Raw genomic sequence first — 13909 nt, forward strand, 5'->3', positions numbered from 1 at the left:
TCCCCGTGGACGAGACCGCCGCCGATCGCTTCGACGCCGGCCGGTTCGAGGCCAGCCGGAACCGGCTGGCCTCGCTGGCCTACCGGCTGCTGGGCTCGGCCGCCGACGCCGAGGACGCCGTGCAGGACGCGTTCCTGCACTGGCAGGCGGCCGACCGGCGGCGGATCGAGGTGCCGGAGGCATGGCTGACCAAGGTCGTCACCAACCTGTGCCTCGACCGGCTCCGCTCGGCACGGACCCGCCGCGAACGCACCGTCGGCGCCTGGCTGCCCGAACCTCTTCTGGAGGGCGACCCGATGCTCGGCCCGGCCGACACCGCCGAGCAGCGCGAAGCGGTCTCTTTGGCCGTGCTGACCCTCATGGAGCGACTGTCACCGCCCGAGCGGGCCGTCTACCTCCTGCGCGAAGCGTTCTCCTACAGCCATGCCGAGATCGCCGAGATCCTCGACATCACCGAATCCACGAGCCAGCAGCACCTGCACCGGGCCCGGCGCCGCATCACCACCGCGCGCCGCCGCGGCGGCGAAGCCGATGCCGCGTCCGCCCGCAGGATCGTCGAGGAGTTCCTCGCCGCCGCCTCCTCGGGCCGCACCGAACGGCTGATGGCGCTGCTCACCGACGACGCGACCGCGGTCTCCGACGGCGCCGGCCTGACCAGGACGCTGCTGCGCTACGACACCCCGCAGGGCATCGCCGCCATCGCACGGGCCGGCTTCCAGCCCGCATCCGCGCAACGGCGGCTCGGCGGCGCGCCCGCCATCCACTACGCGCTTGTCAACCGCACGCCCGCTCTCCTCGTCGTGTTCGGCGACCGGGTCAGCGGCATGGTGGCGTTCGACCTCGCCAACGGCAAGATCGCAACCGTGCTCGGCATCGCCGCCCCCACCCGCCTGGCCCGGCTCACCGAAGCCTGGCGGCGGCACGAAGCGGACACGCCGCTCATCGCCCGGTGGTGACCCCGCGCGCGGGCTGGTGAGCGACGTCTCCGCAGGTTCGAAAAGATTCGATCATATTATTGCAACTTCGCTCTAAACCGCTCATGCTTGGTCGGCGAAGACCCCCCGACGGCTTCGAACGGATTGGAGTTGTCCGTTGCATGTGCGTCGCCATCCCACCCTGCTGATCGCGCTTCTCACGGCCATCGTGAGCGCGGTCGCGCTGCCACCGGCATCCGCCGACGGCTGGCAGCCGAAGACGCCACCGCTCACCACCCCCTGGACCCACGAGGTCGGTCCCCGCAACGCCCTGCCCGACTACCCGCGTCCCCAGCTCACCCGGACGCGGTGGCAGAACCTCAACGGCGTCTGGCAGTTCGCCGGCGCCACCGCGGGTGAGCAGCCCCCCGTGGGCAAGACCCTCGACGAGCGGATCCTCGTCCCCTACCCGGTGGAGTCCGCGCTCTCCGGCATCGCCCGCGACGTCCACAACATGTGGTACCGGCGCACGTTCACCGTCCCCCGCGACTGGCGGACGCGCGGCCAGCGGCTGGTCCTGCGGTTCGGCGCCGTGGACTACAAGGCCACGGTGTACGTCAACGGCCGCCAGGTGGCCGCGCACACCGGCGGCTTCACCGCGTTCTCCGCGGACGTCACCGACGCCCTCAAGCCCGGCGGCGCGCAGGAGCTGATCGTCGGCGTGGAGGACCCCACCGACATCGGCCGCCAGGCCGTCGGCAAGCAGCGCAAGCCCGGCGACGGGATCTTCTACACCCCGGCGTCCGGCATCTGGCAGACCGTGTGGATGGAGCCGCTCTCCGCGGGCCACGTCGAGGACCTCACGATGACCCCGGACCTGGCCGGCAAGAGGCTCCGCCTCACCGCGCACGCGCCCGGAGCGTCCGGCGCGACGGTGGAGGCGGTCGCCTACGCGGGGCGCAAGCCGGTGGGCAAGGTGACGGGCAAGGCCGGGGACGAGCTCTCACTCCGGATCCCCCGCCCGCACCTGTGGACGCCCGACGACCCGTACCTCTACACGCTGAAGATCCGGCTCCGGGACGGCCGCCGGGTCGTGGACGAGGTCGGCTCCTACTTCGGAATGCGCTCGATCAGCCTCGGCAAGGGCGACGACGGCAAGACCCGCATGCTGCTCAACGGCAAGTTCGTCCCGCAGGTCGGCACCCTCGACCAGGGCTACTGGCCGGACGGCGTCTACACGGCCCCGACCGACGAGGCGCTCAAGTTCGACCTGGTCGAGCACAAGAAGCTCGGCTTCAACATGGTCCGCAAGCACATGAAGGTCGAGCCGGACCGCTGGTTCTACTGGGCCGACCGGCTCGGGCTGCTCGTCTGGCAGGACATGCCCGCCATGTTCGGCGGCCACAACCCGCCCGCGGCGGACAAGCAGCAGTTCGAGACCGAGATGCAGGACATGGTGCGGCAGCACGACGCCCACCCGTCGGTGGTCATGTGGGTGCCGTTCAACGAGGGCTGGGGCGAGTACGAGCCCAAGCGGGTCGCCGACACGGTCAAGGGCTGGGACCCGAGCCGGCTCGTCAACGCCGACAGCGGCGTCAACTGCTGCGACTCGCTGCCGGACAACGGCGAGGGCGACATCTATGACGACCACACCTACGTGGGGCCCGGCTCTCCGCCGATCCCGCGCGGCCACCGGGCCACCGTCGCCGGCGAGTACGGCGGCCTCGGCCTCAAGGTCGACGGCCACGAGTTCGACCCCGCGGGCAGCTTCGCCTACGAGATGGCGCCCGACTCGGCGACGCTGACCCGCCGCTACACCGAGGTGCAGGACGGGGTGCGCAAGCTCGTCGTCAAGTGCGGCCTGTCCGGGTCGGTCTACACGCAGATCACCGACGTGGAGAAGGAGGTCAACGGCCTCTTCACCTACGACCGGCAGGTGCCGAAGATGGACGCCGCCAAGGTCCGCGCGGCCAACCGGGCGGTCATCGCGGCGAAGCCGTCGTCCGGCGGCGGCGACGAGCCGTCGGGCACTCCCGGGCTCGCCGGCGTGAGCTTCTACCCGTTCAGTGAGGGCTCCGGCACCACGACCGCCGACGAGGCCGGGGACCACGACGCCACGCTGGTCGGCGGGCCGCAGTGGACGACCGGCCACGACGGTTCCGGCCTGCAGTTCAACGGCTCGGACCAGTTCGCCGACACCGGTGCCGCGATCCTCGACACCGCGGGCGGCTACAGCGTCTCCGCCTGGGTGAAGCTGGACCGCCTCGGCTCGTTCGCGACCGCGGTCAGCCAGGACGGCCCGAGCAACAGCGCCTTCTTCCTGCAGTACTCGGGAGCCGACAACCGGTTCGCGTTCAGCTTCGCCGGCGTCCGGGCGCTGGCTCCCGCGGCACCGCAGACCGGGCAGTGGTACCACCTGACGGGCGTCCGCGACGCGGCGTCCGGGGCGCTGACGCTGTACGTCAACGGCCAGAAGGCCGGCGCCGCCGAGGCGTGCCTCGGGACCGCCTCCACCGGCCACACAGTGATCGGACGGGCCAAGTTCGGCGGCAACCCCGTCGACTTCTGGCCCGGCGCGGTCGACTCGGTGCGCCTGTTCGACCGGGCGCTGTCGGCCGAGGAGGTGGCGAAGCTCGCCGAGGCCGGCGAGTAGCACCCCCGGCGAGTAGCACGAACGCCTGAACGAAGGAGGCGAGGAGTCCGCTCCTCGCCTCCTTCTCGTTGTGCGCGGTGTCTCAGCCGGCCGCGCGCAGGCGGCGGGCGGCCTCCTCCGGGAGGACGTCGTTGATGAACGCGCCCGCGCCCGACTCGCTCGCCGCAAGGTACTTGAGCTTGCCCTCGGCGCGGCGGGGCGTGAAGACGCGGACCGACAGGTGCGCCAGTCCGGCGTCCACGCGGGCCGGGGCCTGCTGCAGGTGCGCGATGTACGGCGCGGGCGCGTCGAAGAGCCGGTCGAAGCGGCGCAGGACGTCCCGGTAGAGCACCATCAGCTCGGACCGCTCGCCGGGGTCGAGGTCGGGGAGCCCGCCGACGTGCCCGTACGGGTAGATGTGGACCTCGTAGGGCCAGCGGGCCGCCTCGGGGACGAACGCGACGAAGCGGTCCGACCTGGCGACGACCCGCTCCCCGGCCCGTTCCGCGGCCACGATGGAACAGAAGAGGCAGGAGCCCTGTTCCGCCCGGTACCGGCGCGCCATCTCCAGAGCGCGCGCCGGCGCCGCCGGGACGAAGGGGTAGGCGTATATCTGCCCGTGCGGATGGTGCAGGGTCGTCCCGATCTCCACGCCGCGGTTCTCGAAGACGAAGACGTACTCGGTGCCGGGGAGCCGGTTCAGCTCGGCCGTCCGGTCCGTCCAGGCGCGCGCCACGGTGTCCAGGCGGCGGTCCGGCAGCAGGGCGAACGAGGAGTCGTGGTCGCCGGTGAAGCAGACGACCTCGCACCGGCCGCCGGCGGGCGGGCCGCCGAGGGAGGGGAAGCGGTTCTCGAAGGTGACCACGTGGTAGTCGGCGGCCGGTATCTCGCTCCGCCGGCCGCCGGTGGACGGGCAGAGCGGGCATTCGCTCTGCGCGGGCAGGTGCGTGCGGTCCTGCCGGTGCGCCGCCATGACCACCCACTCGCCCATCACGGGGTCGAGCCGCAGCTCGGAGCGGGGCCGCAGCGGGGGCAGCGGGCGCAGGTCGGGCGCCGTGCGGTCGTGGCCGGGTTCGTCGTCGAAGTAGATGAGCTCCCGGTCGTCGGCCAGCCGGACCGACGTGCGGAGCGAGTTCCGGTGGTCCAGGGTGCCGCCCCCGGTCTCGGAGACCGTCATGTGAGCCTTTGCACGCGGCTCAGGTAGCGCTGCACGACCACGACCACGGCGAGGAACGTGCCGCTGACCACCTGCTGGTAAGCCGAGGTGAGGCTTCCGATCTGGTTGATGATGTTCTGGATGACGCCGAGCAGGAGCACCCCGGCCAGGGTTCCGGACAGCGCTCCCGCGCCGCCGGTGAGCAGGGTGCCGCCGATGACCACGCCGGCGATCACGTCCAGCTCCATGCCGGCGCCGAGGATCGTGACGCCGGAGGACAGCCGGGCGGCGTTCAGCGCGCCCGCCAGCCCGGCGAGCAGGCCGGTCAGGAGATAGACCTGGATCTTGGTGCGGGCGACGGGCACGCCCATGAGCCGGGCCGCGTCCTCGCTGCCGCCGACGGCGTACACGCGCTGCCCGAAGCGCCCGCGCTGGAGCGCGAGGCCGCCGAGGACGAACAGCCCCAGCGTGATGTAGACCGGGTAGGACAGCCCGAGGAACGTGCCCTGCCCGAGCCGCGCGAAGGCGTCGCTCTTCACCAGGTAGGTCTCGGCGCCCTCGTTCGAGATGGCGAGCATCAGGCCCCGCGCGCCGAGCAGGCCCGCGAGCGTGACGATGAACGGCGCCATCCCGGTGCGCGCGATGATCACGCCCTGCGCGAGGCCGATGGCGCCGCACACCGCGAGCGGGACCGCGAGGGCCGCGGCCCATCCGTACTGGGACGCCCACGCGGCGAGCACCCCGCCCAGCGCGAACTGCGAGCCGACGGACAGGTCGATGCCGCCGCTGATGATGACGAACGTCATGCCGACGGCGATGATCGCCAGGAAGGACGAGCCGGCGGCGAGGTTGGCGAGGTTCGCCCCCGACGCGAAGCCGTCGAAGACGACGGCGCCCACGGCCGCGACGAGGAGCAGCACGATCGGCGCGCCGTACTGCTGCAGCAGGCGCCCGGCCTGCTCGCCGCGTGCCGCGGCGGCGCCCGGCTCCGGCTCGGCGGCGGGCCGGCCGACGGTGGTGAGCGGTGTCATCGGGTCATCCGTTCCCTGGCCGCGTAGACGGCGACGAGGATGATGGCGGCCTGCACCATCTGCGTCCCGGACGAGGGCAGGTCGTGCTTGGTCAGCGTCGAGGTGAGCAGCTGCATGAGCAGCGCGCCCATCACGGTGCCCGCCACGCGCACCCGCCCGCCGGTGAGCGGGGTGCCGCCGACGACGACCGCGGTGATCGCCGACAGCTCCATCAGCAGCCCGAGCGAGGTCGGGTCGGCCGCCTGGATCCGCGCGGTGGACAGCACCCCCGCGATCGCGGCGAGGACGCCCGACAGCATGTAGACGAGCAGCAGGACCCGCTTGACGGGCAGCCCGGACAGCTCGCTGGCCCGCCGGTTCCCGCCGATCGCCACCAGCCGCCGCCCGAACGTGGTGCGGCCGACGAGGAACGCGACCAGCGCGACGACGGCCGCCGCGACCAGCACGACGTAGGGGACGCCGAGCACGGCGTCGCCGCCGAGCGACAGCAGTGCGGGGTCGCGGAAGTCCTCCAACTGCGGGACGAAGACGTTGGCGAGCCCGCGCAGCCCGACCAGCAGCGCCAGCGTCGCCACGATCGGCTGCACCCCGACGAACGCGACCAGGGAGCCGCCCGCCAGCCCGCTGAGCGCGCCGGCCAGCAGCGCCATCAGCACCGCGGGGACCAGGCCGTACCCGAGGTACAGCGCGATCATGGCCGCGGCCAGCGACATCACCGAGCCCACCGACAGGTCGATGCCCTCGGTGCCGATCACCAGCGCCATCCCGAGCGATACGATCAGGACCGGCGTCACCTGGACGAGCTGGTTCCGGAAGTTGTCCACCTCCAGGAAGTGCGGGGTGAAGAACGCGTTGAACAGCAGCAGCACCGCGACGGCGAGGTAGACGCCGTAGTTCTGCAGCCACGTCAGCGCGCGGGCGCGGTCGAGCCCCTGGAAGGGGGAGGCCGTCACCTGGGCCATGTCAGTCCTTGTCCTTTCCGGTCGCCGCCGGCCCGTCCTCCTCCGGCGCCGCGTCCGCGGGGGTCCGGGGGTCCGGCTCGGCGGCGATGGCCGCCATGACGCCCTGCTCGCTCACCTGGTCGCCGGTGAGCTCCCCGGCGACCGCGCCGTCGCGCAGGACGACCACCCGGTCGGCTCCCTCGACGAGCTCCTCCAGGTCGGAGGAGATCAGCAGGACGCCGAGGCCCTCGCGGGCCAGCTCGTCGATCAGGGTCTGCACCTCCGCCTTGGCGCCGACGTCGATGCCGCGCGTCGGCTCGTCCAGCAGGAGGACCTTCGGCTCGGTGGCGAGCCACCGGGCCAGCAGCACCTTCTGCTGGTTGCCGCCGGACAGCTCGCCGACCCGCTGGTGCACCGAGGACGCCTTGATGCGCAGCCGCTTCATGAACGTGTCGACGACGCGGTCGATGCGGGCGTCGGAGACGATGCCCGCCCGCGACAGGCCGGGCAGCGCGGCCAGCGCGATGTTCTCGCGGATGGACAGGCCCGGCACGATCCCCTCGGCCTTGCGGTCCTCGGGCAGCATCGCGATGCCCGCCTTGTTCGCGCTCGCCGTGGTGGGCCGCCGCAGGGACCGTCCCGCGACGACGACCGTCCCCTCGTCCAGGGGCAGCGCCCCGGCGATCGCCTTGGCCGTCTCGCTGCGTCCCGACCCGAGCAGGCCGCCGAGACCGACGACCTCGCCGGGACGGACGGTCACCGACACGTCGTGCAGTTGATGGCGGCGCGTCAGCCCGCGCGCCTCCAGGACCGGGACGTCGCCGGTCCGCTCGTGGTCTCCGGAGAACTTCGTGAGGCCCTCGGCGCGCACCTCGGCCATGTCCCGGCCGAGCATCAGCGAGACCAGCCGGAGCCGGTCCAGGTCGGCGAGCACGCCGGTGTGCACCATCCGGCCGTCGCGCAGGACGGTGACGCGGTCGCACACGCGGAACAGCTCGTCCAGCCTGTGGCTGACGTAGACGACCGCGATGCCCCGGTCCTGCAGGCCCCGGATGACGCCGAAGAGCGTCTCCACCTCGCGGGGTTCGAGGGAGCTGGTCGGCTCGTCCATGACCACGACGCGGGCGTCCACCGACACCGCCCTGGCGAGCGCGACCATCTGCTGCGTCCCGACGCCGTAGGACCGCAGCGGGCGGCGGACGTCGATCCGGACGCCGTAGGGGGCGAGGATCTCCTCGGCGCGCTCGTGCAGCGCGCGGGTGTCGATGAGGCGGAGGCGGTTGCGGGGCTCGCGGCCGAGCAGCAGGTTGCGCGCCACGCTCATCAGCGGGACGAGGCCTATCTCCTGGTGGATGGCCTGGATGCCGGCGCGCTGGGCGTCGAGGGGCCCCGCGAAGGAGACCGGCTCGCCGTTGATGCGGAGCCCGCCGGCGTCGGGGCGGTGCACGCCGGTCAGCACCTTCAGCAGCGTGGACTTGCCGGCGCCGTTCTCCCCGACCAGCGCGTGCGCCTCCCCGGGGCGCAGGCCGAAGGAGACGTCGTCGAGCGCGAGCACTCCGGGAAAGCGCTTGACGATCCCGGCCGCCTCGATGAGCGGCACGTCGTGGGGGGCGGACTTGGATGGGGGCACGGGCCACTCCCGGCGGAGATCTCCGGAGGGCGGCGGGCGGCCACGGGGTAGTCAGGCGCGCCCGCCGCCCGGTCAGAGGCGGGGAAACAGGGTCATGCGGCGTCCGGAACGCCGGGTCCGGATCAGTAGGCGTACGACAGGGCCTCCTTGGCGTTGGAGGAGTCGTACTCGCGGTCCTCGATCACGACCTTCTGCGGGATCTCGCCGCCGTCGAGGAACTTCTGGAGCGTCTGGAAGGCCAGCGGGCCGAACCTCGGGTTGGACTCGACGACCGCGTGGATCCAGCCGTCCACGATGCCCTGCACCGCGGCGCGCGTGCCGTCCACCGAGACGATCTTGACGTCGCCGGGCTTCTTGCCGGCGCCCTTCAGCGCGGTGACGGCGCCGAGCGCCATCTCGTCGTTCTCGGCGTAGATGGCGTCGATGTCGGGGTGGCTCTGCACGAGCTGCTCGGTGACCTGCTGGCCCTTCTCCCGGGCGAACTCGCCGGTCTGCTCGAAGGTGACCTGGATCCCGGGCGCCTTGGCCTTGATCTGGTCCTTGAACCCCTTGGTGCGCTCGGTGGTGACGTTGTTGCCGGCCGCGCCGAGCAGGATCGCCACCTTGCCCTTGCCGTCCAGCGCCTTGATCATCTGGTCGGCGGCCCGCTTGCCCTGCTCGACGAAGTCCGAGCCGATGAAGGTCACGTAGTCCTTGCAGGCGGTCGCGTTGATCTGCCGGTCGACGGTGATGATGGGGATCTTCTTGGCCGTGGCCTGCTGCAGCACCGGCTCCCAGCCGTCGGAGTTGAGCGGGGCGATGACCAGCGCCTTGGCGCCCTGGGCGATGAGCTGCTGGACGTCGCTGATCTGCTTGCCGAACTGCGACTGGGCGTTGGTGCTGCGCAGCTTGGACACGCCGATCTTCTTGGCCTCGGCCTTGATCGAGCCGGTCTCGGCGATGCGGAAGGGGTTGGCCTCCTTCTCCGACTGGGAGAAGCCGATCACCGCGCTCTTGGGGTCGAACTTCTCGCCCCCGAACTTGCCGAGCGTGCAGGTCGGCCCGGCGGCCGCGGAGGACTGGACGACCTGCTGCTGGCCCTCGGCGTCCTGGCCGCCGGCGGACCCCGCGTCGTCCTCGGACTTGGCGCAGCCCGACACGGCGAGTGTCACGGCGGCACAGATCGCGATGGCGGACCTCAGCGAGGCGCCGGGCCTGGGGGGCTTGACCATGATCGTGGTCCTTTCGCGAACCGGGGTGGTGCCGTCATTCAGCCACTGCCGATCAGATTCTGTCAATATCGCTCAGGTAACGACATCCGGGCAACCGAGAACGGTCACCCGCGGACGGCGGTCACCCGGACCCCGCCCGTGGCGAGGGCCGCCAGCTCGGCACCGGCCACGGGGGCGTCGCTGACGAGGGCGCCCATCAGGCCCGGCGGCACGGTCTGGTACACCGCCTCGACCCCGACCTTCGTCGCGTCCGCGAGCACCACCACCTCCGTGGCGGCGCGGGCGAGCGCGCGGTCCACCATCGCGACCTCCATGTTCGGCGTGGACAGCCCGCGCTCGGCCGTCAGCCCGTTCCCCGACAGGAACGCGACCCGCGCCCGCAGGCCCGCCAGCGACTGCTCGGCCGCCCCGCCCACCAGCGCGCGGATGGACCCGCGCAGCACTCCCCCGGTCAGCAGGACCTCCACGTCGGGCGCCCTGGCCAGCGTGTGCGCGACCGCGAGCGAGTTGGTCACCACGGTCAGCCCGCGCCGGGCCACCAGGTGGGCGGCGAGCCGCTCGGTGGTGGTGCCGGCGCCGAGCACCACCGTGTCACCGTCCTCGACCATGCCCGCCGCGGCCACGGCGATGGCTTCCTTCTCGGCCCCCGCCACCCGCGCCTTCTCGCCGTAGGAGGGCTCGTACGCCAGCGTCCCGGGCGGGAACGCGCCGCCGCGGGCCCGGACGAGCAGCCCCTGCTCGGCCAGCACGCGCAGATCCCGGCGCACGGTCACGTCCGAGCCGCCGACCGCGGTGGCGAGGTCGCGCAGCGCCATCCAGCCGTTGCGCTGGACGAGCTCAAGGATGTGCCGCCTGCGCGCCGCGGCGAAGCCCGGTCCGCTCACCCGATCCTCGATGTTCGTAAGTGACAGTTCTTGATTGATTCTGCCAGGATTGCGCCAGCAGCCTGTCAGCGAGGAGCCGCCGTGTCGATCGAGGACGAGTTCGCCGCCGCCTACGGCCGGACGCCCACCGCGACCTGGCGCGCGCCCGGCCGGGTGAACCTGATCGGCGAGCACACCGACTACAACGACGGCCTGGTGCTCCCCTTCGCCATCGGGCTCGGGGTCACGGTCGCGGGCGCCCGCCGGGACGACGGCATGCTCGAACTCCGGTCGCGCCAGGCGCCCGGCGGCGAGGTGACCGTGCCGGTGAAGGACCTGGCGCCGCGCGGCGTCCCCGGGTGGGCCGCCTACCCCGCCGGCGTCGCGTGGGCGCTCCGCGAGCACGGCGTGGGCGGCGCGTCCCTGCTGGTGGACGCCGACCTGCCGCGCGGTGCGGGGCTCTCCTCGTCGGCCGCGCTCGAATGCGCGACCGCGCTGACCCTGTGCGACCTCTACGGCGTCGCCGTCTCGCGGACGGAACTCGCGCGGCTCGCCCAGCGGGCCGAGAACCTCTTCGCCGGGGTCCCCTGCGGGCTCATGGACCAGTCGGCGTCGCTGCTGGCCGTCGCGGGGCACGCCCTGCTGCTGGACTGCCGCAGCGGCGAGACCGAGCAGGTGCCGCTCGCATTCGAGGGCCTTGCCGCGCTGGTCGTGGACACCCGCGCCGAACACGCCCTCGCCGGCGGCGAGTACGCCGCCAGGCGCGGGCAGTGCGAGCGGGCCGCCGAACTCCTCGGCGTCGCCGCGCTCCGGGACGTCGCGGACCTGGATCCGGCCCTCCGGACGCTGCGCGACCCGGTCCTCCGCCGGCGGGTCCGCCACATCGTGACGGAGAACGCGCGGGTGGCATCGGCCGCCCGGCTGCTGGGGGCCGCCGCCCGGACGCCGGGACGCGAGCCCGGCGCGGAACTCGGGGCCCTGCTCACCGCGTCCCACGCGTCCCTGCGGGACGACTACGAGGTCTCCTGGCCGGAGGCCGATCTCACCGTGTCCGCGGGCGTGCACGCCGGTGCGCACGGCGGGCGGATGATCGGCGGCGGCTTCGGCGGCTCCGTGCTGCTGCTCTGCCCCGCCGGGAAGGTCGCCGGCGTGAGCGCCGGGATCGAGGCCGCCTACGCCGCGCAGGAGCGGCCGTCACCCCGGATCCACCGGGTGACGCCGTCCGCCGGAGCCGCACGGGCCGCCTGAGCGGGCCGGCCCGTCCTACGCCTCGGCGGCGTCGGAGCGGACCGGGGCGACCCAGACGTCGACCCCCGCGTTCTCGAACTCGCTCAGCTCCGACTGGGGCGCCCTGCCGTCGGTCACCAGGAACGCGATCTCGTCGGTGGGCACCGTCTGGAACATCGTGTCGACGCCCACCTTCGTGTGGTCGACCAGGGCGACCACCTCCTGGGCGGCGTGCGCCAGCGCGCGGTCGACGCCCGCGACCAGCATGTTCGGCGTGGACAGGCCCCGCTCGGTGGTCAGCCCGTTCCCCGAGATGAACGCCCGGCGGACCCGCAGGCTGGCCAGCGTCTGCTCGGCCGCCCCGCCCACGAGCGCGTGGATGGCGCCCCGCAGGGACCCGCCCGTCATCACCACCTCGACGCCGCGCGCCTCGGCGAGCACCTGGGCCACGAGCAGCGAGTTGGTGACGACCGTCAGCGAGTCGAAGCCGACCAGCTCGCGGGCCAGCTCCCGAGTGGTCGTCCCCGCGCCGATCACCACCGCGTCGCCCTCCTCGATGAGGTCGGACGCGAGCCGCGCGATCGCCGCCTTCTCCTCGGCCGCCACCTTGGCCTTCTGCTGGTAGGTCGGCTCGCGGGACAGCCCGCCCGGCGCCATCGCCCCGCCGTGCCGGCGGTCGAGCAGCCCCTCGGCCTCCAGGGCGCGGATGTCGCGGCGCACGGTCGCCTCGGACGCCTCCAGCGACGCCGCCAGGTCGCGCATGGAGACCGCGCCGTTCGCGCGGACGATCTCCAGCAGCCGCTGGCGGCGCTCGGCGGCGAACCCCGGACGACGTGGCATGCGTGCCCTTCCCGGAACGGTTCCGTGATGACAGGTCGGTGGTCCCGATGATGCCAGATCCGCGCCCCCACCGAACGATCCGCGCCCGCCGGGCGCCCGGATCCGCCGGACGGTCCCATGGAAGAGGACACGCGCGCTCGCCCAGGGTCGATTGATCGTAAACTGAGGGTCATGTCCGGCGAGGGTCCCACGTGCACGTGCGTCATCTGCCGTGACTACGGTGACCGCGACCGCTTGGACAACTTCCAGCTCCGCACGATCGTGCACATCACGCAGTACGGGTGGAGCGTCGTCCTCGTCCACGCCGACGACGACGGCCCCGGATGGGCGTACACGGTGGGGCTGTGGCACAGCCACCGGGCGCCGGAGCTGGCGATGTTCGGCGGCGACGTGTACGAGACCGAGGAGATCCTCAACGCCCTCGGCCGGCAGGCCGCCGAGGGCCGGGTCCCGGCGGACGGCGAGCGCCGCGACGGCGTCGTGCGGGGGCAGCAGGCCGCCTTCCGGGACGCCGACCCGCACTGGTACGGCGGGCTGTTCTCCGGCGCCGTGACGTTCTACCGGCGCCCCCCGCTGCCGATCCTGCAGGTCGTGTGGCCCAACCGGGAGGGCCTGTTCCCGTGGCAGCCCGGCACCGACCTGCCCTTCCGGCACGCGCAGCCCTGGCTGTGGCTCGACCCGAAGCAGCATCCGGCCGGCGCCTGGACGCGGCGGCTCGCCGGGCGGCGCGCCGACGGGTGGCTCTGACCGGCGGCGCCACCGGGCCGGAGCCCCGCGGCGGGCATACGATCGGCGGGTGTACGGGCCGATCGCCGCGACCATCCGGACCCAGCGCCTCGTCCTGGAGCCGCTGGCGGTCCACCACGCGGACGAGCTGGCCCCGGTCCTGGACGACCGGCGGCTGCACGCCTACATCGGCGGCGAGCCGCTCACGCGGGACGAGCTGCGCGCCCGCTACGCGCACCTGGTCGCGGGCCCGGCGCCGTTCCACCAGGAGTACTGGCTGAACTGGATCGTGCGGCGCGTCCGGGACGGGCAGGCCGTCGGCTACGTCCAGGCGACGGTCGCCCCCGCGCCGCCGGGGTTCACGGTGACGCCCGCGGACGCCGGCTCGACGGTCACGCCCGGTCCGCCGCGGCACCGCGCCTCGGTCGCCTGGGTGATCGGCATGCCCTACCAGGGGTTCGGCTTCGCGACCGAGGCCGCCCGCGCGCTGCTGGACTGGCTGGCGGCGCACGGGATCCGGGACGTCGTCGCCACCATCCACCCCGAGAACCGGGCGTCGGAGGCCGTCGCGTCCAAGATCGGCATGCGCGCCACCGGCGAGACCAGCGAGGAGGAGAGCGTCTGGCGCCTCCGCCGCCGGGCCGTCCCGTGATAGGTGGGTTGGTGGGTTGGTGGGGGGTGGAGGACGGTGGGCGGACGGAGTCCGTCGGTTGAATGGTGGTGGGTGGGGGCTGGAGG

Annotated in this window: 12 protein-coding genes; 5 read left to right on the forward strand and 7 right to left on the reverse strand. The window is 73.1% G+C overall.

Features of this window, described 5'->3' with window-relative positions:
• The first annotated feature begins 5 nt into the window (after positions 1 to 5).
• Both K8Z49_RS12595 and K8Z49_RS12600 read left to right on the forward strand, forming a co-directional pair.
• Entirely contained in the window at positions 6 to 956 is a 951-nt protein-coding gene (locus K8Z49_RS12595) for a sigma-70 family RNA polymerase sigma factor (RefSeq protein WP_412518876.1), read from the forward strand.
• A gap of 142 nt (positions 957 to 1098) precedes the next feature.
• Entirely contained in the window at positions 1099 to 3567 is a 2469-nt protein-coding gene (locus K8Z49_RS12600; protein ID WP_412521045.1) for a LamG-like jellyroll fold domain-containing protein, read from the forward strand.
• Between the two features lie 82 nt (positions 3568 to 3649).
• Here the strand turns inward: K8Z49_RS12600 and galT are convergent, their stop codons facing one another.
• From galT to K8Z49_RS12630, 6 genes are all read right to left on the reverse strand, one after another.
• On the reverse strand, positions 3650 to 4723 hold the full coding sequence (gene galT, locus K8Z49_RS12605; RefSeq protein WP_021593109.1) for a galactose-1-phosphate uridylyltransferase: 1074 nt from the start codon (positions 4721 to 4723) through the stop codon (positions 3650 to 3652).
• On the reverse strand, positions 4720 to 5733 hold the full coding sequence (locus K8Z49_RS12610) for an ABC transporter permease (RefSeq protein ID WP_083597391.1): 1014 nt from the start codon (positions 5731 to 5733) through the stop codon (positions 4720 to 4722). Before K8Z49_RS12610 ends, galT begins: the two co-directional genes overlap by 4 nt.
• On the reverse strand, positions 5730 to 6695 hold the full coding sequence (locus tag K8Z49_RS12615; RefSeq protein ID WP_021593107.1) for an ABC transporter permease: 966 nt from the start codon (positions 6693 to 6695) through the stop codon (positions 5730 to 5732). The genes K8Z49_RS12610 and K8Z49_RS12615 overlap by 4 nt, the downstream gene beginning before the upstream one ends.
• 1 nt (position 6696) lies before the next feature.
• Positions 6697 to 8304: a sugar ABC transporter ATP-binding protein gene (locus tag K8Z49_RS12620; protein WP_412518879.1), complete on the reverse strand. Its 1608-nt coding sequence runs from the start codon at positions 8302 to 8304 to the stop codon at positions 6697 to 6699.
• A gap of 122 nt (positions 8305 to 8426) precedes the next feature.
• Complete coding sequence (locus tag K8Z49_RS12625) at positions 8427 to 9515, reverse strand: ABC transporter substrate-binding protein (RefSeq protein WP_021593105.1); 1089 nt, start codon at positions 9513 to 9515, stop codon at positions 8427 to 8429.
• A gap of 104 nt (positions 9516 to 9619) precedes the next feature.
• Positions 9620 to 10399, reverse strand: a complete 780-nt coding sequence (locus K8Z49_RS12630) for a DeoR/GlpR family DNA-binding transcription regulator (protein ID WP_412518881.1) — start codon at positions 10397 to 10399, stop codon at positions 9620 to 9622.
• A gap of 81 nt (positions 10400 to 10480) precedes the next feature.
• On the opposite strand from K8Z49_RS12630, the gene galK reads away from it, so the two are divergent.
• Positions 10481 to 11626 (forward strand): galactokinase, encoded by a 1146-nt coding sequence (gene galK / locus K8Z49_RS12635; RefSeq protein WP_412518883.1) that lies wholly within the window; start codon positions 10481 to 10483, stop codon positions 11624 to 11626.
• A gap of 15 nt (positions 11627 to 11641) precedes the next feature.
• On the opposite strand, the gene K8Z49_RS12640 is transcribed toward galK, so the two are convergent.
• Positions 11642 to 12445 (reverse strand): DeoR/GlpR family DNA-binding transcription regulator, encoded by an 804-nt coding sequence (locus tag K8Z49_RS12640; RefSeq protein ID WP_021593102.1) that lies wholly within the window; start codon positions 12443 to 12445, stop codon positions 11642 to 11644.
• A gap of 171 nt (positions 12446 to 12616) precedes the next feature.
• Between K8Z49_RS12640 and K8Z49_RS12645 the strand changes: the two genes are divergently transcribed.
• Both K8Z49_RS12645 and K8Z49_RS12650 read left to right on the forward strand, forming a co-directional pair.
• Positions 12617 to 13192, forward strand: a complete 576-nt coding sequence (locus tag K8Z49_RS12645; protein ID WP_075020326.1) for a DUF4262 domain-containing protein — start codon at positions 12617 to 12619, stop codon at positions 13190 to 13192.
• Positions 13193 to 13241: 49 nt separating this feature from the next.
• The gene (locus tag K8Z49_RS12650; protein ID WP_075020325.1) at positions 13242 to 13823 is read left to right on the forward strand and encodes a GNAT family N-acetyltransferase; all 582 of its coding nucleotides are present in this window, start codon (positions 13242 to 13244) and stop codon (positions 13821 to 13823) included.
• Positions 13824 to 13909 lie beyond the last annotated feature (86 nt).

This window comes from Actinomadura madurae (assembly GCF_047130825.1).
In the GTDB taxonomy this organism is placed as follows: domain Bacteria; phylum Actinomycetota; class Actinomycetes; order Streptosporangiales; family Streptosporangiaceae; genus Spirillospora; species Spirillospora madurae.